Origin of the sequence: Hydrogenophaga sp. (genome assembly GCF_025699295.1) — a bacterium.
In the GTDB taxonomy this organism is placed as follows: domain Bacteria; phylum Pseudomonadota; class Gammaproteobacteria; order Burkholderiales; family Burkholderiaceae_C; genus Hydrogenophaga.
Window position 1 is genome coordinate 130913 of the sequence record NZ_JAILWB010000012.1, and the last position, 19538, is coordinate 150450.

General features: G+C 54.0%; 24 protein-coding genes, 24 tRNA genes and 1 other RNA gene. 1 reads left to right on the forward strand and 48 read right to left on the reverse strand.

Annotated elements, in window-relative coordinates; genetic code table 11:
* Positions 1-80: 80 nt before the first annotated feature.
* From K5880_RS14575 to K5880_RS14605, 8 genes are all read right to left on the reverse strand, one after another.
* Positions 81-156, reverse strand: a tRNA-Lys gene (locus K5880_RS14575).
* 5 nt (positions 157-161) lie between these two features.
* A tRNA-Pro gene (locus K5880_RS14580) sits at positions 162-237 on the reverse strand.
* A gap of 1 nt (position 238) precedes the next feature.
* Positions 239-314 (reverse strand) — tRNA-Ile (locus tag K5880_RS14585).
* The gene (locus K5880_RS23165) at positions 280-684 is read right to left on the reverse strand and encodes an HNH endonuclease (RefSeq protein ID WP_366883029.1); all 405 of its coding nucleotides are present in this window, start codon (positions 682-684) and stop codon (positions 280-282) included. Before K5880_RS23165 ends, K5880_RS14585 begins: the two co-directional genes overlap by 35 nt.
* A gap of 103 nt (positions 685-787) precedes the next feature.
* The gene (locus K5880_RS14590) at positions 788-1009 is read right to left on the reverse strand and encodes a hypothetical protein (RefSeq protein WP_297653661.1); all 222 of its coding nucleotides are present in this window, start codon (positions 1007-1009) and stop codon (positions 788-790) included.
* The gene (locus K5880_RS14595) at positions 1006-1215 is read right to left on the reverse strand and encodes a hypothetical protein (protein ID WP_297653663.1); all 210 of its coding nucleotides are present in this window, start codon (positions 1213-1215) and stop codon (positions 1006-1008) included. The genes K5880_RS14590 and K5880_RS14595 overlap by 4 nt, the downstream gene beginning before the upstream one ends.
* The gene (locus K5880_RS14600; protein WP_297653667.1) at positions 1208-1723 is read right to left on the reverse strand and encodes a hypothetical protein; all 516 of its coding nucleotides are present in this window, start codon (positions 1721-1723) and stop codon (positions 1208-1210) included. The genes K5880_RS14595 and K5880_RS14600 overlap by 8 nt, the downstream gene beginning before the upstream one ends.
* Before the next feature lie 45 nt (positions 1724-1768).
* A tRNA-Ser gene (locus K5880_RS14605) sits at positions 1769-1858 on the reverse strand.
* Positions 1859-1933: 75 nt separating this feature from the next.
* Here K5880_RS14605 and K5880_RS14610 point away from each other — a divergent pair.
* Positions 1934-2356, forward strand: coding sequence for a hypothetical protein (locus tag K5880_RS14610; protein ID WP_297653670.1), 423 nt, complete (start codon positions 1934-1936; stop codon positions 2354-2356).
* A gap of 71 nt (positions 2357-2427) precedes the next feature.
* Here the strand turns inward: K5880_RS14610 and K5880_RS14615 are convergent.
* The 40 genes from K5880_RS14615 to K5880_RS14805 form a co-directional block, all read right to left on the reverse strand.
* A tRNA-Cys gene (locus tag K5880_RS14615) sits at positions 2428-2501 on the reverse strand.
* A gap of 1 nt (position 2502) precedes the next feature.
* Entirely contained in the window at positions 2503-3075 is a 573-nt protein-coding gene (locus tag K5880_RS14620) for a TrmH family RNA methyltransferase (RefSeq protein ID WP_297653673.1), read from the reverse strand.
* Positions 3076-3465: 390 nt separating this feature from the next.
* Positions 3466-3933 (reverse strand): MSMEG_6728 family protein, encoded by a 468-nt coding sequence (locus K5880_RS14625; protein WP_297653677.1) that lies wholly within the window; start codon positions 3931-3933, stop codon positions 3466-3468.
* The gene (locus K5880_RS14630) at positions 3933-4199 is read right to left on the reverse strand and encodes a hypothetical protein (RefSeq protein WP_297653680.1); all 267 of its coding nucleotides are present in this window, start codon (positions 4197-4199) and stop codon (positions 3933-3935) included. Before K5880_RS14630 ends, K5880_RS14625 begins: the two co-directional genes overlap by 1 nt.
* A 120-nt stretch (positions 4200-4319) precedes the next feature.
* Positions 4320-4395: transfer RNA gene (locus K5880_RS14635), tRNA-Glu, on the reverse strand.
* Positions 4396-4469, reverse strand: a tRNA-Asp gene (locus K5880_RS14640).
* A 7-nt stretch (positions 4470-4476) separates the two neighbouring features.
* Complete coding sequence (locus K5880_RS14645) at positions 4477-5145, reverse strand: hypothetical protein (protein WP_297653683.1); 669 nt, start codon at positions 5143-5145, stop codon at positions 4477-4479.
* A 27-nt stretch (positions 5146-5172) separates the two neighbouring features.
* A tRNA-Trp gene (locus tag K5880_RS14650) sits at positions 5173-5245 on the reverse strand.
* 7 nt (positions 5246-5252) lie between these two features.
* Positions 5253-6371 (reverse strand): hypothetical protein, encoded by a 1119-nt coding sequence (locus tag K5880_RS14655; RefSeq protein WP_297653686.1) that lies wholly within the window; start codon positions 6369-6371, stop codon positions 5253-5255.
* 90 nt (positions 6372-6461) lie between these two features.
* A tRNA-Arg gene (locus K5880_RS14660) sits at positions 6462-6536 on the reverse strand.
* Complete coding sequence (locus K5880_RS14665) at positions 6527-6775, reverse strand: hypothetical protein (protein ID WP_297653689.1); 249 nt, start codon at positions 6773-6775, stop codon at positions 6527-6529. Before K5880_RS14665 ends, K5880_RS14660 begins: the two co-directional genes overlap by 10 nt.
* A 10-nt stretch (positions 6776-6785) precedes the next feature.
* Positions 6786-6859: transfer RNA gene (locus tag K5880_RS14670), tRNA-His, on the reverse strand.
* A 45-nt stretch (positions 6860-6904) separates the two neighbouring features.
* Positions 6905-6979 (reverse strand) — tRNA-Met (locus tag K5880_RS14675).
* Positions 6965-7180 carry a hypothetical protein gene (locus K5880_RS14680; RefSeq protein WP_297653691.1) on the reverse strand — a complete coding sequence of 72 codons (216 nt, stop codon included), beginning with the start codon at positions 7178-7180 and terminating at the stop codon, positions 6965-6967. Before K5880_RS14680 ends, K5880_RS14675 begins: the two co-directional genes overlap by 15 nt.
* A 156-nt stretch (positions 7181-7336) precedes the next feature.
* A tRNA-Leu gene (locus tag K5880_RS14685) sits at positions 7337-7415 on the reverse strand.
* 5 nt (positions 7416-7420) lie between these two features.
* A tRNA-Pro gene (locus tag K5880_RS14690) sits at positions 7421-7496 on the reverse strand.
* Positions 7497-7501: 5 nt separating this feature from the next.
* Positions 7502-7590 (reverse strand) — tRNA-Asn (locus K5880_RS14695).
* A 6-nt stretch (positions 7591-7596) separates the two neighbouring features.
* A tRNA-Asn gene (locus K5880_RS14700) sits at positions 7597-7671 on the reverse strand.
* 4 nt (positions 7672-7675) lie between these two features.
* Positions 7676-7749, reverse strand: a tRNA-Gln gene (locus tag K5880_RS14705).
* A 10-nt stretch (positions 7750-7759) separates the two neighbouring features.
* A complete protein-coding gene (locus tag K5880_RS14710) occupies positions 7760-8542 on the reverse strand; it encodes a hypothetical protein (RefSeq protein ID WP_297653694.1) in 783 nt (260 codons plus the stop codon).
* Between the two features lie 64 nt (positions 8543-8606).
* Positions 8607-9104 (reverse strand): HD domain-containing protein, encoded by a 498-nt coding sequence (locus tag K5880_RS14715; RefSeq protein WP_297653696.1) that lies wholly within the window; start codon positions 9102-9104, stop codon positions 8607-8609.
* Positions 9105-9106: 2 nt separating this feature from the next.
* Positions 9107-9180: transfer RNA gene (locus K5880_RS14720), tRNA-Val, on the reverse strand.
* Positions 9181-9780, reverse strand: a complete 600-nt coding sequence (locus K5880_RS14725) for a peptide chain release factor-like protein (RefSeq protein WP_366883044.1) — start codon at positions 9778-9780, stop codon at positions 9181-9183.
* Positions 9773-9862 carry a PCRF domain-containing protein gene (locus tag K5880_RS23170; RefSeq protein ID WP_366883034.1) on the reverse strand — a complete coding sequence of 30 codons (90 nt, stop codon included), beginning with the start codon at positions 9860-9862 and terminating at the stop codon, positions 9773-9775. The genes K5880_RS14725 and K5880_RS23170 overlap by 8 nt, the downstream gene beginning before the upstream one ends.
* A 14-nt stretch (positions 9863-9876) precedes the next feature.
* Positions 9877-9952 (reverse strand) — tRNA-Thr (locus K5880_RS14730).
* 5 nt (positions 9953-9957) lie between these two features.
* Positions 9958-10263 (reverse strand): peptidyl-tRNA hydrolase, encoded by a 306-nt coding sequence (locus tag K5880_RS14735; RefSeq protein WP_297653702.1) that lies wholly within the window; start codon positions 10261-10263, stop codon positions 9958-9960.
* Between the two features lie 2 nt (positions 10264-10265).
* Entirely contained in the window at positions 10266-10853 is a 588-nt protein-coding gene (locus K5880_RS14740) for a hypothetical protein (RefSeq protein WP_297653705.1), read from the reverse strand.
* Between the two features lie 46 nt (positions 10854-10899).
* Positions 10900-10977 (reverse strand) — tRNA-Glu (locus tag K5880_RS14745).
* Between the two features lies 1 nt (position 10978).
* Positions 10979-11061, reverse strand: a transfer-messenger RNA (tmRNA) gene (gene ssrA / locus K5880_RS14750).
* 5 nt (positions 11062-11066) lie between these two features.
* A tRNA-Ala gene (locus K5880_RS14755) sits at positions 11067-11143 on the reverse strand.
* Between the two features lie 487 nt (positions 11144-11630).
* A tRNA-Gly gene (locus K5880_RS14760) sits at positions 11631-11705 on the reverse strand.
* A 434-nt stretch (positions 11706-12139) separates the two neighbouring features.
* Positions 12140-12216, reverse strand: a tRNA-Gly gene (locus K5880_RS14765).
* A gap of 48 nt (positions 12217-12264) precedes the next feature.
* Positions 12265-12381 (reverse strand) — tRNA-Ile (locus tag K5880_RS14770).
* A 4-nt stretch (positions 12382-12385) separates the two neighbouring features.
* Positions 12386-12507, reverse strand: a tRNA-OTHER gene (locus tag K5880_RS14775).
* Between the two features lie 1489 nt (positions 12508-13996).
* A complete protein-coding gene (locus tag K5880_RS14780; protein WP_297653708.1) occupies positions 13997-14923 on the reverse strand; it encodes a hypothetical protein in 927 nt (308 codons plus the stop codon).
* Entirely contained in the window at positions 14923-16887 is a 1965-nt protein-coding gene (locus tag K5880_RS14785; RefSeq protein ID WP_297653711.1) for an ATP-binding protein, read from the reverse strand. Before K5880_RS14785 ends, K5880_RS14780 begins: the two co-directional genes overlap by 1 nt.
* A gap of 100 nt (positions 16888-16987) precedes the next feature.
* Positions 16988-17413, reverse strand: coding sequence for a hypothetical protein (locus K5880_RS14790; RefSeq protein ID WP_297653714.1), 426 nt, complete (start codon positions 17411-17413; stop codon positions 16988-16990).
* 20 nt (positions 17414-17433) lie between these two features.
* On the reverse strand, positions 17434-17715 hold the full coding sequence (locus K5880_RS14795) for a hypothetical protein (RefSeq protein ID WP_297653717.1): 282 nt from the start codon (positions 17713-17715) through the stop codon (positions 17434-17436).
* Between the two features lie 19 nt (positions 17716-17734).
* Positions 17735-18463, reverse strand: a complete 729-nt coding sequence (locus tag K5880_RS14800) for a tRNA(His) guanylyltransferase Thg1 family protein (RefSeq protein WP_297653719.1) — start codon at positions 18461-18463, stop codon at positions 17735-17737.
* A complete protein-coding gene (locus K5880_RS14805) occupies positions 18441-19439 on the reverse strand; it encodes a hypothetical protein (RefSeq protein ID WP_297653722.1) in 999 nt (332 codons plus the stop codon). Before K5880_RS14805 ends, K5880_RS14800 begins: the two co-directional genes overlap by 23 nt.
* Between the last annotated feature and the right edge of the window lie 99 nt (positions 19440-19538).

Below are 19538 nucleotides of genomic sequence, written 5' to 3' on the forward strand. Positions count from 1 at the left end.
GGAATCGAACCCCCTGCCGTCCACCCAATTCTTTATGGTCCGGGTTAGAAGCCCGGTATCGGGAAAGGGGAGCATGTGTTTGGTCGGTTCCCTGGGACTTGAACCCAGATCTGACGGATTAAGAGTCCGCTATGTTACCAATTACACCAAGAACCGTTGTTTGGTCAGGGAGGCTGGATTCGAACCAGCGATTTCCTACGTCCGAGGTAGGCCGGTTGACCACTACCGTACTCCCTGTTGGTCGGAGAGGAAGGGGTCGAACCTTCGTATCCCGCCTTATCAGGACGGTGCCTTCACCACTTGGCTACTCTCCGGTGTTTTGTTTCCCTTGCGTTGGTTGCAGAATGCACACATGGTTTGTTGGTTTTCCAGCTTGTTGCTTCCGCCTTTCGACAAGGGTTGAATGTGATCTCGCGTGAAAAGGACTTCTGTGCCATTTTGTATTCCGTAGAGATTGAAGTGGAACTTACCTTTTTGACCGGGGCTCCGTTCTCTGGCGAAATACAGTCCTTCTAGGCCGCACTCTACACAGGTCGCTCCACTTTCGCAGAAGACATGGTAGCGTCTGCTGTTTAGCCAAACCCCCTGAATAGGCTCTCCCGCCCTGAGGGCTGCGAAGAAAGTTTGGGGCGAGACCATGCGACCACGGCGTTCGTATCTCTTAGTGTGTTTGGATCTATTCATATGTTCTGGAGGAGGGTAGAGGTAACGCTCCCCTGGCCTGCTACTAACAAACCACCCAGGGGTTCAAACCCTGTTTGTACCTTGTACGGTACCCTCCGTTGTTCTATGCACCAGTCGGAATCTTCTTGACTTCCTGTATGGCTTTTTCGAGACCGAGGGCAATGCCCTCATGGTATCTCGAATCGTGAGACTGTGAATCGCGGTAAGCAGCCGACTGCTCTTGCATCTGAGAGTTCTCACGGTGTTTTGCGTGAGCTTCCGCGTGATGCTGGGCCTTGGCATCCAAGAGAGACAGCAGGCCAATCTTTTCCAGACGACTCATCATGACTGACGCTTCCTCTTACGACGCTTCTTGTTTTGCGGCTTAGGCTCAGCCTTGGGCCGGAAGTTGGCGAGCCATCGCAGGACGGACTCGCTGACGAACTCTCCTGCACGCTGACGTGCGAGAAGGGCTTGGCGGGCGTCTTTTGCAGACACCGCACCGGACTTGACACGTTCGCGGAGCTTGCCGCCTTGCAGGATATCACTCATCTAGGAACCTCACGGTATGATCTTGGAAGTCTTCCTCGAAATTGAATGTGGTAATCACTTCACCCAGACCAAGCTGGACGATGTGGCTCAGGATGCGTCTGACATCCCCATTATAGGGGCAGTTCAGCTTAGTGTCAACCCAAGAATACCATTTTTCGTCCATGACGACCTCGACATCTTGGCCGCCGAGTTGCTCGAAGTATTCCGGATCGACTCCCGCCTTCGGGCGAATCCTGATAACGATGTCTCCTTTTCGGGAGGTTGAAGGTCGGCGTGGGCCTTTGCTTTGTATTTGTCTACGAGGTTGAACTTGCTGCTCGCTCTCGTCTCTTTTTTCACTTTTCGGCCCACGCCTGAACATTGCGAGACGTTCCTGGAGAGCTTCCTCAGGCGTAAGCCGTCTCTCCATTTCGTCTTTCGTGCGTTTGAACCGCTTGGCCCCGGTGACTTCCTTGTAGGAAGCCAGATCGGTGATGACCTCGGCTTGTTGCTTGCTCATTTCGTTCATGGCACTGAGAGTATAGCGTCTAAGCTGCCGATGTCAAGTTATTTTTGGAGGAAGGTGTGGGATTCGAACCCACGGAGCCCCGAAGGACCCTCTTGCTTAGCAAGCAAGTGCAATAGGCCACTCTGCCAACCTTCCGTGCCTACGGCCCGGAGGGACGTAGTGTATTCTTCTTGTGTTGAGATCCCCCTAGAACACAATTGGGAGGTTATCGTGTCTAGTTGGTCTAATTCTACTGCACAATTTCTTGGATTGGGCTCAGGTAAATTCACGGTGGTCAATTTTGATCAGGTGGTTGTACCGGGCAACAATCCACTCGTACAGGGTGGCAACCACACTTTTAGCTATCACTTGAACTTGGTCAAGCCTAGTGGTGAGGTTGGCCCCAGCAAGGTTACTGCTGTTCTTGCGGTCAATGGGCAGCAGGAAATCCATACTCGTAGTTTCGTTGAGCTTGATACCGGCATGAAGGGTTTTGTCAGCAACACTGGCGAGCTACGTCAATTGAATGTCGGTGACTTGATCGAGATTCGTGTTCATGTTGACGACGAAGACGAGTCTGGTGCTCCGTCGATTCGTACTAGCCCTAATCGTTGTACCCTGACTTTACGGAGAGTCACGGGGCAGGGAACGTAATACCTCGCCGCTTTTTACTAAGCCATCCGGTGTTTCCTTCGGGCGTACCAGGAGGGTTGCGGCGGGGTTAGTGGAGCCCGGAGAGGGATTCGAACCCCCGTACGCGGATTTGCAATCCGCTGCCTAGCCACTCGGCCATCCGGGCGTTAGCCAATCTCAAAATCGATCTTGTCGAAGCCACGGCTCTCGGCTAGTTCGATTTTTTGATTTAGCTTGAGCATCCTGTCGTACAGCGTAATGTAAACTGCTGCCGCCAGATTCGTACAGTGTCTCGCTGGAATCGTGATGAAACGATGACAATGCTGGAGCGTTACACGCTCCAAGCCTCCATCCTCCGGGCCGAAAATGTATAGTGCATTCTCAGGGTGCTCGAACTCGGTCAACGGCTCAGACCCAGGCATGATCTCGATAGCCACTGGCGTAACGTCAGCGAATTGATCGAAGACCCTATCGTATTGTCGTACTTCAACGTCCGCGTAGCCTTTCATGCGTTCTTCACGCGGAAGACGATGCTTGCGGTTCATCTGAACGCGATTTCCAGTATACCATAGTTGGCGTACGTCGAAGCACGAACAGGCTCGGAGAGCAGCACCCACGTTGCGAGCGTGCTTGGGATTGATAAGGCCAACAGCAGGCGGTACGCCAAACTGCTTCTTACCGGGGTCGAACCCCTCCATATCCCTAATGATTTTGTCTCGTAACTTTTGGGAGTGGGTCATCGCATTTGTCACAAACTAGTTGGTCGTATTCCGGTGGACGGCAACTGAATACCACTCCACCACACTTGCATTCAGGGCCGAGTTCCCACTTCTCGAAAAAGAGATTCATGGGGTCTGCTTCACTCAGATTGCAGTAAGCATAGCACCGCATACCGGGTTCAGCTTTTTCCAGAACGAAATCCGGGATCTCGTCTACCTTGATGCCGATGAGTGCGTGTAGTCCCCACGAAGGGTTGCACACGTACCAACGGTCGTCACGCTGGAGTTCGAAGCAGATTAGGCTTCGCCACGTAGTTTTGATACTCATATTGATTGGCACCGGGGGTGGGATTCGAACCCACGAATCGGGGATTCAAAGTCCCCTGCCTTGGGCCGCTAGGCTACCCCGGATTACAGTTGTCCTATTGTGCTCTCCTCAGGAGGCCAGATGTACTCCAGGTCGTCGGGCTCAGTCCAGCCGAATTGACCATAGTATTCTGCATCCTTACGAAGAAGATTGGAACGGTGCGAAGCATGAAAAGCGTCATTACCTATCCACGTAGGAATCTCGATAGCGTCAGGCACGGGGGCCATTTCCATAGTGGAATTGTAGCCGCGTTCGACCCACTCTTCGATGCACAGATTGTAGTAGTTGCGGAGGCAGTCGTTGTAGCCACGCCACATGACAGCCGCAGGATGGTTTACCCAGCCCTTCGGCGTGTCAGTCTTGCCCGTGCGTCTCGCACGGACCTCCAACGCCCACGGGTCACCATTGGCGACGAGTAGCTGGAATGCCTCGACCCGTTGTTTGCCGAGTCGGCGGTAATCCAGGCACTTGAATGACTTGCGGAAGCCGGGATAAGGTAGAAAGGTTTGCATTATCGATTGCGACGACGAATGCCGGTCCTTTGACGAATGCCGGTCTTTTTCGAGCCGATGGCACCGACGCACGCAACAATACCTGCGATCACGGCGATCACCAGGAAGATGCCGAGGACGATGGCAAGCGGAATCCAGAGCGGACTCAGGACCCATAGCCACGACCAGTCAATGATTCCACCAAGCTTGAGGCCGATGAAAAGGACGGCCAGCAGGCCACCGAATCCAATGCCGCCTTGGCGGACTACGACTTGTTCGTTAGACATTTTGTTTCTTTCGGGTTCTTTCGGACTTTGTGTTCGGATGAAGCATCCACTGACCATACTATACCGCCGTCTTAGAGTTTGTCAACCGGGAGGAGGAGAAATCCTCCTCCCGATTGTGGTTGGTCACCCGTGAGAGAATCGAACTCTCATTTCCACCTTGAGAGGGTGGCGTCCTAGGCCGTTAGACGAACGGGCGTGGCGGGGCGACGGGGTATCGATCCCCGGTCTCCGACGTGACAGGCCGGTATCCTACCATTGAACGACCGCCCCAGCGATCTTAGAAGTCGGGCTCGAACTCGTAAAGAGAACCGGCAGCCCAATCTCGCGGCGTGAAGACTGTGCGAATCCAGCCGCCACTCACGGTGCCGTGCGGACCATTGACATTGATCCAATTGCCCAAGCCGCCCGTGATTGTACTGTGGTGTGCGACAGCGGCGTTGCTCTCACCGCCAAGCACATTACAGAAAATGCCGGGCGTGAGCACGATACCATTGTCGGCTCCGTTGATGGTCGAGAAAGGACCATCGCACTGTGAAAACTCCGACGCGATGATCGAAGAGTTTGGTGCAGCCAGTGTGTTCCAGTGGCCGGTACCGATAGAGCCATAGGTACCATTGAAGTAATCAATGACTTGGCCCATGATGAGGTTGTGTGATCCAGTGCGTTCGTGGATCTGACCGGCTTGTCCGCTTTCTTCGTTGTAGCCAATAATCAGGTTGCCGGTCGAGTTGACCGTCGAGGTTGATCCAGTGCCGTTCACGATTTGAAGGTTCACGCCTTCAATCCTGAGGGTGGGCACGCGGTTACCGAGACCGTCATGAATTGAGGTCAGTTCCATCGTGTTCAAAATAGCCTCTTGTTCGGGCGTGAGACACGTATGGCACGGCTGAGCCGCGTACAGACCAAGGGAGGCAAGGATGCTACTTGCCAGAATTGCAATTTTCATATACTAGGGTTTCTTCTAAGTTGTTGTTGGCAGGCCGCCAAGGAATCGAACCCTGTCCAACGGGTTTGGAATCCGTCATGCTCCAATACACCAGCGACCTATTTTGGTTATCCGGGCAGATCAATCTCGTCCCGGAACACGATCCCTACGGGGAATCGCGGAATGTTGTCGTCCGTCCTATCAAAGAAGCGGACAGTTAGAAGCTGGCCCATGTAGCGGTCCCTCTCCTCGTACATGCGACGACGCTCAGCCATCGGAACCTTCATTGTGCATTCAAACGTGCCTTCGGTCTCGTCGTTCATGCACGTCCACACGACGCAGCCAGACATTTTGCCTTTGCCGTCTCGTGCTTCGATCACGCGGAACTCTGCGTCCTGGAACTGTTTGACTTTCAAGAGATCAGCAGAACGATAGCCCCACAGGTAGAGTCCGTCCATCCCTCGGAGGATGGCACCTTCATATCCCTCACCGATATAGCTACCGTGGATTGTCCACAGTTCATCTTCGGATCCAGCGAGCGTGCTTTCAACACGCACCACGTTCTCGCTTTCCTGGAGGTAGTGCATCAGCATCCCGCCACGTTGGCTCCAGGGGAGAGCGTCGTCGCCCTTCACCTTAGGGATATCATAGACGTGATAGACAAGCTGGAGGCTTTCGGGCTTGTACGACTTGCCGCTGGGGTCAGCCGATTTTGCCCAAGAGGTAATCCGCTGGCAGGACTCGCCATGTACGTAAAGCTCACCGTCAAGCGTAGTGCCGGGAGGAAGCCACAGAGCCAACTGTTCGGCCACATGCGGAATGTTCCAGGGCTTGCCTTGCCGCGAGGTCAGGACAACGTTATCCGTGTCGTCTCGTTCGGCCAAGCACCGCACGCCATCGAGCTTTGGTTGCGTATGTCCAGGCCATACGAATTTCTTGGCTTTCGTGCCCTTGTAACCGTGAGCAAGCATAGGAAGCGGTAGCGTTTCCTCGGCACCTTCCGGCGTCTCACTGTACTTTCGGTCAACCTTGTACTGCCAGAGGCTTTGTGCCTCTGACAGAGCTTGCTCCTCCGGAGTGGTCTCGTTGCTTCGCCCGATGTTTTTGGGCTCAGCGATTTTCTCACTCGTTTGGAGTTTGCCACCAACCTGACCGTATTCAGTGTAGATGGTGTCGCCTTCGGACCAGACCCGCCACTGACGGAGATCGCCGCCCTTGGCTTTGTGATATAGAGTAGGTAGATTCATTGTGTTGTTTGGTGCCGCCCCTAGGTAACGCTCCTAGCCCCCCTGCTTTTCAAACAGGCGTGCAGACTTCTACACCAGAGCGGCATGTTTTGGTAGGCCCGGAAGGAATTGCACCCTCATCTTGAGGTTCGTAGCCCCACGTACTCTCTGTTATACTACAGGCCCATGTCTTTTTCAATTTCCCACGGATGGTCGTAACCGTATTCCTCATACGGATCGATGCCTTCTGTGTCGATCTGCTCAGCACAGTCTTCACAGATTTCACAGGTTTGGATCTCTACACCACAAATGGCACAGAGCGTCGGCGGTGCAGCTTCGTCTACAACACGATCCCAACAGGTATCGCAGAGGTCTTGATCCTCGTAGACAGCAAAGCTGCCGCATTCCCTACATTGCTTTTCCATAGGATTGTTTTGGGGTGACTACTGGGTACTGACCCCAGGCCGCTTGCGTCACAAGCAAGTGTGCTACCATTACACCATAGACACCATACTCTCGAAACCCTGACTTGTCAAGTTTGTTCCGAGGAATTTTGGTCGGGAATCCGGGACTCGAACCCGGAGTGCTGGCTTATGAGGCCAGAGTGTTGCCGATTACACCAATTCCCAATGTTTCACGATTTCGATTGTCTTGATGACTTCTACAATTTGGCATTGTTTCAGGCTATCGAACGGCCTGATGTCTTCTCGTGCTTCTTCGAGTGATCCGTAACTGTTTACTGCTTCCGCCTCAAACCCCGACATCCAGCCGCCGTTGGTCATCTTGACGTAGGAGTCTCGTTCAGGATCGTATATGAGATAGCGATTCATCGTAGTAGTTACCGTAGTTGTCTTTCCACTGACCATTCTTGAGCAGTAGATGTCGGGTCGTGTACGTCTTACCGTACGTGGTTTCTTCGATCACAATGACTTCGGCCTTTTTGGGGCCTCTTCCGATTACCCTAATTTGCATTCGCTTCCTTGCTGTGGTAGGGAAGGTGGGATTCGAACCCACAGGACACAGGGGGTTTAGGCCCCCGGCATATGCCTATTCTGCTACTTCCCCATGATTGGTCAGGGAGGCAGGATTCGAACCTGCGTCCTCCTACTTCCAAAGTAGGCAGTCTGACCACTGACGTACTCCCTGTTGTTTGGCTCATGGACTAGGATTCGAACCTAGGGTGAGGATTACTCCTAAGGGGTTAACAGCCCCTCGCCTTCGACCACTCGGCCATCCATGAATGTACTGGCTGGGACGGCAGGACTCGAACCTGCAATTTCTGATTAACAGTCAGACGTGTTACCATTGACACTACATCCCAATGTTGGTAGCGGAACTAGGACTTGAACCCAGAAGACGACGCTCAGAACGTCGCATGTTACCATTACATTATTCCGCTACTTGCCCCCTTATAGCTCGAAGAAATCTCGGATGTCTTGCATGGTCGGGTGTTCTTCGCCAGTCAGGTAGTAGAATACCATACCAGCGTCCGACATATCGCCCTGTGCAAAGCCAGAGTCGGCTGTGCGTTGCAGCACGAACCAAGTTTCGAGCGAAGCACTCATCCAAGACCAAGCACCAAGGCTGGACTTGAAAGCATAACCGTTTTGATCATCGATCTTCGTGTAGCCAGGAGGCGTCACGCCATCCCACTTTCCACCCGGATCATACTGATCGAAAAAGCTATCTTTGTTTCTGTGGCTGGGGAAGTGCTGATGGTTGTCGTTCCAGTTACTATGCGACAGGATATCGACATACTGATGCTTCGCCGGATCGGACCAGTCGAAGGCCAGTGCCATGAGTTCCCACGGACCAGCTTGAATAATTGTCAGCCTATCGGCTGCCGTCGAGGCGTCGATCTGTGCCGCGAGATCCAGAACTGAATTTCGGAGGTCCAGGAAGCCATCGAAGATTTTGTTTCGGTCAATGCCGTACAACCAAGCCGCACGGTTCGCACTCAAACGCATGTCGAAGTGCATTTCAGGATCGTTTGCCCCAATGTGATTACTGTGATTGAGGTAAACGAGAGAGTCTTGTGCTCCTGCTTTCCAGACAAGAGCTTCGACCATTGCGATAGCTCCGATGTCATCCTTGTCGTGGAAGTTGCCGTCATGCGTTACGGCAAACCGACCGACCTGAGCGTCTGCAAAAGAGGAGAAGAGAACGAGTAGCGTTGCTGCAAGCAGTTTCATTTTATGTCCTTCTGTTAGAACTTACAACAGTGGTCACGTTGGCGTGACTCAGCATAAAAATACACTACCTGCGATATCCGTCCTTGATCACTTGATCGAGGTTATTGCTGTCGTACCACTCGCCCGTTAGGAGGTAGTGTCGGCCTCTCGCGTACTTGGCGACCAGTCGCACTTGCTTTTGGACAGACAACCCGGCGATCCGTTCCGGACGTGAGTTGTCGGCCATGTCTGCGAGCTTCACCGCAACAGCAATCGGTTCCTCTCGAATCCGATCAAGATACTCGCGGTAGGTCTCAGAGCCGCCAGATTTTTCCTGTTTAGTGATTGCCAAGACTGCCTGTGCAATCTGACCACCGAAGCGATCATAAACCTGTGCCAAAGTGACATCGGTGTCCTCTACTACGTCGTGCAGTAGGGCAACAATCTTCTCTTCGTCGCTTTCGACAGCTTCCGACACGCGGATTGGATGTAGTACGTACGGGAAACCCGCCTTATCGAATTGTCCTGCGTGTGCCGAAACGGCAAACCACAGGGCCTCATGTAGTTTTTCTTTCTTCATCATTCTGGTAGGCAATGAGGGAATCGGACCCCCGACCTCTGCTTGTAAAACAGATGTGATACCATTTCACCAATCGCCCTTACGTCAAGAGGTCGAATCGACCTTTCATGACTTGTTTCAGTTTACTTGTTTTCTTGCCGCTCCTGTGGTCTACGGCCCTGCCGTCGATGAAGTTGTAGGTGCGGATCTTGTTGCCGCGTCCACCACCATCTACCTGTTCCCGTTTAGCCTTTGCTCTTTGAGAACGTTGAACAGAGTCGTGAATGTTCGCAACACGGCTTTCGAGGATTCTGCGTGCCTCGCGGCGATTCGCATGTTGATCCCTGCCGTTGACGAACACCGTGGTTCCCGTAGGGACATGCACCATTCTGACAGCGGAATCTGTCTTGTTCTGATGCTGGCCTCCCGGCCCGTGTCCCCGTTGGGTCTTTGTCTCGATGTCTCGTTTATTTAGAGCGAACTCTCGTTCAGGCACTAGGGCCAGGACAGAAACAGTAACGGTTGAAGTATGTCTACGACCTTTGTTTTCCGTAGGTGGACAACGTTGAACCACATGCTTGCCCGCTTCACGCGAGAAGAGTTTGGCAGCACCCTTGCCAGAAACCTGGAAGCCTACTTTACCCTTAGCTTGATGGATCGTTGTTGCCTTGAGGTTGTGCTCGTCACACAGGCTAAAGATACGCCCGGAACAAGTCGTCCACGAAAAGCTTGGAATCAGTGCCGCCTTCACCGGCCTGAACTTCAATCATAAGGTCATTCATGACATTCTCCTATTTGGAGCCCCCTGGGTGGAATCGAACCCCCATCCCCTGATTACAAAACAGGAATAATAGCCGTTATACTAAAGGGGCGGCTGTTATCGGTACAGCTTGAGTTCACCGAAGGACTCAGGCCATTCCTTTCGAGGACAAAACGCGACCGCAACGGTCTCGTGTCCGAGCACGCTCTCAGTGATGACAACGTGATTATCTGCTGCGTGCATGGCTGCCGTCAGTTCCTCGTCAGTCACCTTACAAGTGACCTTTTTGTAGGAGTTGGCAAGCCAGTTCTGCATGTCGCGGTGGGATGCGTATTTCAGGAAGCACGCCAGCGAGGCGTGTCCGACCGCATTCATGGCATACCCGAGAGCCACCGACTCTCGGACCAGAATATACATCTTCATGGCTACAGTATAGCGTCACGAAGCGGCATGTCAAACGCTTCTTGCAATCTTTCTCGCACAACATCCATACCATCATGGATGCTCACAAGATTCTCATGCTTGCTTGACTCATAGTTGACAATCCCGAGACCACGCGGACGATGACGTAACCATAGCTCCATAAAGGGCCAATAGTCGTCAACGAATACGCGGCCATAAGCAATACGCTTATCGTCGGTGATATGTAGAGTCGCGGAGGGCAAGTGCTCGCGGACCCACTCGACCTTCTCTGCCCACGCTTGGGGGCCGGTCGTAGGGCCTTTGGTCAGGATGTGAATATCGTAACCTATTTCCTGACAGATATTGAGCACGTCCCAACCCCATTGCAATCGGGGTAGATTTCGCCAGAATCCAGGCTCACGCTTGATAGCTTGAGCCCTCTGGTACCAATGATCCGGCATGTCCCACAGGTTCGACGGGAAGACTTCCTCCGGTCCCTGCGTGAGCAGGAGGCGATCACGCAAGGGGCCTTGAAAATCGACAAGGGTTTCATCCATGTCGAACAAGGCAATGTGGCCCGCGTCAAGCGGGGGAGTATTACTAAAGTCCATGTCAATTCCTGTTGATAATACCATCGGAAACACTCCGATGGTTGGTTGGTCCTCCGACCGGGTATCGATCCCGGTTCTCCACCTTGAAAGGGTGGCATCCTATACGCCAGTAGACGACCGGAGGTTGGTGGAGCCGGGGGAAATCGAATCCCCGTCCGTGAGCATTCCCCGGAGGGCCTTTGAACACGTCGAAACCATTGACGGCCCCATGTTTGGTGGAAAGAGAGGGAGTCGAACCCTCCTCACGGAGCTTGCAAAGCTCTGTCGCCTACCTCGGTACATGCCTCCCCGTGTATGCGAATGACCAGGATTCGAACCTGGATTGCGGGCTTCAAAAAGACTGGCCAGTCTGGGTGCCCGAGTGTTACCGTTACACTATCATCCTAGCAAACGCTACTGTTCTTGGCACTCTCCGGAGTCATTACTGTTTCATTTACGCCAAGTGTCGCATCGTTTGTGTTTTGCGGCCACCAGTAGAAAGCACGAATGCCGTACGCACACTCACTACTTTCGTATGACCTGATAGCACCAGTCGTCGCACTAGGATTCCTCGTACCTGCCTCACGGCTGGGTTTACCACGGTGTTGATCACAACTAGCCTAGTGATACATCAACTCTCTGCGACTGATGCCCTTTACTGAACGCAGGCACGGTTGGAATCGAACCAACATTTCCCGGCTTAGACCACTTCTTGTCATATAGGCAAGCTTAGGGAATCGAACCCTACTCAGCTAGGCGTGTTACCATATTACACCACGTCTTAGTCCTACGTTGGATTGGAGTCTCGTGAGGGATTCGAACCCTCGCCCCCAGCATGGCACGCTGGTATGCTACCGCTAACACCAACAAGACTTACCTGGATCGCTCCCCTACATACCGGGCATTGAGCTTTTAGCACGATCCAGTTGAGAAGGGCTCGTGGATTGGCCTCTTTATTGTCTGTGCCCACGGCAATTGCGGCAAGCGGTGACTGTTCGGCTCACGAGTCCCTGTTCGTTTTTGTTACTTCATTTTGAGTTGGGAGGTATGAGGCGGGCACTGTTGCCCGCCCCTTGGGCGTTATGCTTGAAGGTGGGAAACGCCGTGGCCTCTTACAAGGCCGAATTCCACGCAATCATTTTATTAGTCTTATCATAAAATTGGGGGCTGCTTCAAAAAGAAGTTGAAGCCTATCCCCGGCAGTCTTTCCTACAGTCACGGCTGGTTTGTCTAGGCTGGTCCGCCGTCTACCTGCTCTCATTATACCCTCGCTTCGCTCGATGTCAAGGAAGACCGGGGGTATTTTTTGGAGCCCCGTGCCGGATTCGAACCGGCACCGTCTGGTTGGAAGCCAGAAATGCTATCCGTTGAACACCAACGGGGCTTTCGTGTTTCTGAAAAATGCTACGAGTGTCAGCATTTTGCATAAGGGTCGTTTCGGCAGGAGTCGAACCCACCCTTCCGGGCTATCGACCCGGCGTGCTCAACCTCGATTGGGAGGTTTTGACCAGGACCCAATCGTCCTTAGTCACCGCTACACTACAAAACGGAAGAGAGGGCGGAAGGGTTCGAACCTCCGTTTTCCTTATTCAATGCCGTCCGGACGACAAGGTTGCGTCGGAGAGCAATTACTTCCCCTAAGCTAAGAACGTCCTGCCCATTGGACGACGCCCCCATGTTCGGAGCCAGCAGACCGGATTGGTTACCGATAATAGGACGGTGCAGGCATGATCTCCGCTCGCGTCCGCAGGGTGCTACCCTGTCCTGGTTGATACCCAGGAACCCCGTGGCAGACCCAGAGAGATTGGGCTTTTCAGCTATGCTCTCCGAGTGTTCTAAACTTCCTCCCGCCTAGCTCTACACAACACGGCGGCTCACGCACGTCTACGCCAGCCTTCCCCGTGCAGGGCGGTTTTTCATCTGTCGGAAGATGGATGTTTGGTGCCGCATCTGTGGATCGAACACAGCGAGGCCCGAAGGCCGCCTGGGTTACAGCCAGGGCCGTCTCCATAACGGTATACTACGACGTTGTACGAATTGGGGCTATCACAAGCTCTCACCCACTTTCCCCCGAAGGGGAGCACCCGTGACCGCCGATATGTACGTGTCATATACGTGATTAGGCGTCTGTGAATGTAGGGATTAGCTACCTCACGGGCTTCGTCTCTGTTGTTGCCTCTCGACTCTCAACAGCAAGACATAATGTGTAGTTCAATCTGTGATCCTTTGGAATGAGCGATCAACCCCTCCGCAGTTACACGTAGCACTTCGAATGCTTAGGACATTCTCCGTACTACCCCTCGCGGGACTGCCGCTCCCTTTCAGGATTGGCTAGAGACGCTTCTGCCCTACACATTTCCATTTTACAGCACGACGCTGCTTTCCTAAGATCCATTTTCAACAATGTTACCATTCGCTGTTGTTCCGGTAAATGAACAAAACCGCTCTAGCCTAAGCAGAACTCCCGTAGTGACTTACGGCCTCTTGCCTTGACCCAATCGTGTACTTCGGACACGTCACTGTCCTTCCCTACACTCACCCGCCTAGCGATCCCCGCTCCAGTAGACACTGGCCCGAGAATCAACGAGCTTTTCTCTATCGTGCGGCCCACCCGAAGGTGACCGACTTACCGCCCCAGCCCAGCTAGTCGAAAAGAAAGCATGGGGTTTTCAATGTCCGGAGAACGCGGACATATTCCTTTGTGGTTTCGTGCCGTTAGCTAGGCGGCTGCCGCTGTTCGCTAACCCGGTGCAACGTTAGACCATCGAGGAATCCTCGACGGAATGCGGAGCCGGGTGGCAGTCCGATACCACTCCTCGGCAGCAGGGCCGCCGAGTTGAAGGTGATCCCGAGTTGTCGCATCAGCCTCGCGGCCTAGCCAGGGTTTCGCCCCCCAATGGTCGCTGACTTATCGACCGGGCTTACATCGCCGCTCTGCGGTGATGGTTCCATTATACCCTCCCAGGTGGAAAGGTCAAGTGGATTCCCGAAAAAAAGAGCGACCCACCAGCAAGCTGCCGGGCCGTTCACCTTTTCAGGTACTACATTATACACAAGTTTCGGTGTGCGGCAACCACAAAATCGTGATTTCTTTGAAATCACGAAAAAAGCAGGACGACACCCGAGGATGCCGCCCTGCCCACACAAGGAGATCAGCTTACGGTTTAGAACGGCGTGTCGTCGTCCTCGTAGTCGTCGTAGAGGTCTTCCTCTTCGTCCTCATCGAGCCAGTTGTCGAAGGGATCCTCTTCCTCGGCAGCCTCGGCCTCGGCCTGACTCAGCGGGTCCGCTGCGAACAGAGGAGCCTGGAGAATGTCAGTCCTTTCGACCTCACGGATGACCTCGTAGCGGCATACCCGCAGCTTCTCGGCTCCGTCGTAGGGCACGCTCACGGCATCTGCCGGGTTGACCTTGACGAGCAGGAGACGACCGCTGGACGTGGCCCAGGAGGCAGCGTATCGCTGCGAGCCGACGTGGAAGCCGTTGGAGCAGGAGCGACGAGCATCGTCGTCCACAAGGTTGCGGGCCATTTCCAGTACCGTACCGGGCGAGTTGTCGAACTGCCCAGAGTGACGGTCGGTGAAGTCGGCGTTGACTCCCTTGTAGCCCACGAAACAGCCGTCGTCGGTCAGGGCCATGCCCTCGTTTTCGAGAAAGCCATAAAGCTCCTCGACAGCACGGCGGCTGGGGTTCGCCATCAGGTTTTCCATAAAGGCAACCAGGGGGCGGAAGTCCAGACCTTGCTGGAAGAACATCGTGATCCTCTCAGCGATGGTCGAGTGAACCTGCTCGCCGCCGAAGAAGACATCGCCGTTCTCGTTGACGGTGACGTTGCCTTCGGAGTACGTCTGGATCGCCTTCGGGATCTCGACAAGGTTCTCCAGGTCGCCCCAGCGTTCCTCGCGGATCGCTTCCAGGACAAGGTTGTGGTTCGGATGGTTCGCAGCGACAGAGCGAGCCTGACCATCCAGGACGATGGTGATGTTCATGTCCGGGCTAATGATCATCGGCGGCTTCTCAGCCACGGTGTCGGTTTGCGGTTGCGGTTGCTCATCAGAGCCACCGCGACGGAAGAGGTTGCGAAAATTCATTACTTGGTCTCCTTGAGGACGATGTATTCCAGAACATCGTCAAGTTCTGCGTAGCGAAGGTTGATACTTGCCACCAACGGATAGGTGGTCTTGAACACGTCAGTATAGTTCACGGAAGCGGGCATGTCAAGCCCAAACTGTGAAATAAGTTGGCTCCACTCTCGCGGCGGGTTCTCAGTGTTGAGGAACCGCACCAAGTTCGAGCAGGTATCGGAAAGACCATCGATTGCCTGGAGGAAAGCACCGTCGTAGTCGCCCCGGTGGTTGCCGTGCTCCATGACGGCTCGCGTGAAATCATCTGCGGTTTTCACGAAGGTTTCCATGTGCGAGCGGGCTTGCGTCTCCAGGTCCGGAAGGTCAAGCTCCTCGCGGAGTTTTTCGTAACGGTTGCAGGGCAGACCGTACACCGTGTCGTAGCCAAGGCTGTTGGCGATACGCTCCACTTGGGAGGGATCTTGCTCGTAGCCGTTCCAGACAACCTTGTACCCCTTACGCTTGACAGCGATTGCCTTATCGGTAACCACGTCGTCAGAGTCGATACTCTTCCACTTCTCGCTCAGTCGGTCGCGGTACCCACAGTTGAGTTCCTTGACGAAAGTGCGAGTGCCGCCAGCACCGCCGCCATTGTGATTGCGAGGAGCGTCCGGGATTTCCGTAAGCTTGATCGCGGGCTTGCCGAGGATCTTGGCGAAACGCTGGGGCTTTTCGATAACCGCAAGGTAGTAGACAGCCGATTGGCGACCAGCCTGACGATCAGCGTCCCGCTGCGTGCGGATCCAGTGACGCAGGTTGTTCTTGAGCTTCTGACGAATCTTGCCGGTGTCTTCCACGTCCGCCTCGACAAAGACGTAACGAGTAGTCGCACTAGGACGCAGACTGTCGTTGAAGCGATCATAGCCGACGAACAGCTTGTCGCCGCGACGAAGCTCCAGCTTGAGCAGCTTGTAGGTGTCCTTGCGTTCGGCAGGAACCGCCTTGCCGACCACCGGGATCTCCAAGAGGTTAGTGAATTGCTTGAGAGCGATCAGCTTTTCGAGCAGCGTATCACAGTGGCCCAGGGAATCCTGGATTTCCTTGATCGCAGCATCTTGGGCGTCGTTGATACGAGCCTGGAGGTAAGCAACAGTAACGTCATTGTACTGCAACTCCTCACGGCTGATGGCGGGCTGACACTCGCCAACGGGAACGTGGAGAACAAGCTCACCCTCACGTCCCAGCTTGTGCGTGAACTTGCCACGGTCGGCTCGGTAGCAAACGTTACCCATAACCACGCTGACCTTGCCAGCGGCTTGGGCGTCCCCGTTGTAGATCTCCCAGCCGTCGCCAGTCATGGCGGGCTTGGGGTCGGGGAATTCGATCACCGCTCCGGTCAGGTTCGGCTTGACGCGGAAGAAACGATAAACCTTTTCGGCCTTCGTTTTGAATTCCCACTCGTCACCGGGCTTGATGTCCATGCGGACCTCGATGCCATCGGCCTCTTCGGTGGGCTCGTCGGTGAGAAGGGCGATGCGGGGCTCTCCGTTTTCCTTGAAAGCAGAGTAAGTGCGGGCTCTGCCATTCAGGTAAGCAGTTACCGCAAACATATCTGTGTAAGCGAAAGGAGATTTCGAGCCAAGACCGAAACCGCCCGTCGTGACTTCGGATTCGCGGTTCAGCGACTCGAAGTAGACAGTGTAGACGTTGATGATCTGTTCTTCGCTAAGGCTAACGCCGTAGTCCCGAATCGAGAAGTAGGGGTTCATCGAGTTCGGCAGATGAACGTCGAACGGCATGTCCTCGCGGCCAGCCATCGTGTGAGCGTCCGCTGCGTTGGTCGAAAGCTCACGAATGATGGCAGTAATGACATCGGTGTAGAGCTTGGACGACAGGATCTCGAACGCACCAGCGTTGGCCGCAATGCGGAATCCCTGCTCCTGGAACGTGCCGGATCGTTCGGCAACCCGTTGGTCTTCGGTAATCTTCATGTTTCTCCGTTGTGTGTTGTGGGGACGTGTGTGGCGTCCCCGCCTTGTGTAGTTACATTATAGCTCCACAAGGCCAGATGTCAAGCTGATTTCGGATTTTTCAGCCGCCGATGCTGGGCCTCATCTGCTCGCCACAATAGTCGCCAGCCAGTGCGTCTCGCACTCGTGCTGAGACATCCTCGAAAGAGTACATGGCAACTTGGTACAAGTTGAAGTCGCCGGTCTCCTCGTCGTCTTCCAGCATCCTGTCTTTTCTGGCTTTTGCAATGAGTTCCACGGTGATCATTTCAGGATCAACATGGTTGCCGTCGTCAGCATAATCGCCAGCAATGACGATACGGTCACCCGCCCAGGAACCGATGATCGGATGGTCGGAGTGAAGATCGCCGCCGCCTCGACCATTGCCGTCCGCCAGGAGTACGGCCAGCCCCATCATGGTGCCGTCAGCAGAGGAACCGAATTCCATAAGCTTGAGGCCATCGCCCATGCGGTGCGGGTGAAGGTACTGCTTCTTGTCAACGTTCACGACGTAGTAGTATTGTCCCATTAGGCTGCGTCCCAAGATTCTACAGAAAAGATGAGTTCGAGTTCTTCGCCGTCGTCCCACGTCCACTTATGAGCGTGAAAGCCACCGCAAGAAACACTAGTGTTCGGACGTTCATTGGCTGCCGCTTGCTCCAGGAGGCTCTTGGCCTCCTGCATGAGCCGACGCACAGAAGGTACGTGGGCGTTTGTCCCCATGCCCCATGTCCAGTTGACGTGTAGCATGTGCTCGTGGCAGGCCCGGAAATTGAAGTTCCGGAGGATCTGTTCGATGCGTTCGTCCATGACACTGACAGTATAGCCTCTATCGCAGGATAGGCAAGTCGGGATGCACAAATCTTTCGAGATACTCCCGATCCTGAGTGAAGATGGGGATTTCCCGATCCGGAGTATCCGGCCCCACAACACAAAAGCCACGCTTGAAGTGCGTCGGAGTGTCGTTCCAGTTTACTCTACACTCAGACATAAGCATTTCTTGTAGCTCATCCGTGTTTTTCTTATGGCATTGACCATGAGAGAAGTAGCAGCGAGCCACCATCTGAATTGAGTTACGAGTAGCGTCTTGCTGTCGCCACACGAAATAGTTTACGACATCTTCCTTAGGTAGATTGAAGACGCGAGCATCAAACTGTGCAGCAGCCTTGCGACGGACAGAGCCGTGCGGCTGTCCATACTCACCGATAGCATCGTTGAAGACAATCGTAGCTACCGACGCCGCGATGGACACCATCTTTTGAATACCGTAGCCAAACCAAGCGTCTGTGGTCAGAGTGTCATAATCAGTAATGAGTACGGAGATCTCATCACTCTGCCCGTACGCCACCTTAGCCCCCTGGATTTCTTTTACTAGAGCGTTGGCGGTGGCGACCATCGCGTTGTGCAAGATGGCATCAAAGGGCTCATTGAATCCACGAGTGAACGTATGGAACGCTCGACCATCCACCCGTAGGATAACAGGCGTACGTCGAGTCAGGACGGCACGAGCAGCGTGCTCGTACCCTTTCATGCGATCACCCAAGCTTGACTTGTCCATTGCTGTATAGTCCTTGTCTAAGGATGTACTCTGCCACCAGGGGCGTCAGGTATTCGTGATTGTGTGAGGCGTCGTCCTCACGTACTGCCGTTGAGTTGATCTCTGAGCCCTCGCCCTCCAGCACCTTATACGTTAGGTGTTTCGAGACACCGTTTTCGTAAAGCTCAACGCCCACGCGAGGCTTGATCCAGAACTCAACGTCGGGCATCTGTTCATGTAGCCATCGCTCGCTGGGATATTGGTGATGCGGAATCGTCATGTTCCAAGCGTCCATCCCCACCAGGAAGATGAATTGCTCATCGGGACTGTACCGCTTGAGCACTCTGTACTTGTCGATGAAGCGAGGAGCCTGCGTTAGTAGGACCGGCTTACCTTCCAGGTCCAGCATACGCATACGATGGAGCACGTCTTCAATCGACAGCCCACCCTTGTAGTAATGCTGCTGAGATATCTCGAATAGTGCTGTGGCTTTTAGATGTTCCTTGGTCGGCGGGTTGAATGCACCGGGGTAGACCATCGGGAACGTACGCACCACGTCAGTTACGCGACGGAACTCTCCATTGTGGAATGCAAGCGGGTTGCCGGGTCGCAACAGCATGAGCCGTTCCACGTCCGACACGCCGGGAGCATACAAGATATCGATATTGTGTGTTTCAAGCGAATCACCAATGTCTTCGATATGCTGTTGCCAACTTGACACACCAAGCAAAGCACCTTCCATAAGCCATTGCACTCGCTCGCTGACGATGCGGCCCACCCACTCTCTATTGCTGTTGGCGGCAATCGAAATGTGCATGTAGGCATCCCACTTGGGAGTAGCAATGTAGATGAAGGCGTGCGACTCACGATTCTGGTAGTGTGCCCCCGTGATAGCGAGACCGAACAGGGTCTCAGGATTTTGCCCCTCTTGGATATGAGTATGGCCTAAGGCTTTTTGTGCTAGACGACGAGCGTTGTCCAGCGAGATAGCCCGCATATCATGAGGGCGTGATAGATCATCGTAAGGGCAATCGACACTAAGGATCGTTCTGGAGGCTCCAGGTACCCTGAGATACCGTGAGCTAAACTCCAACCC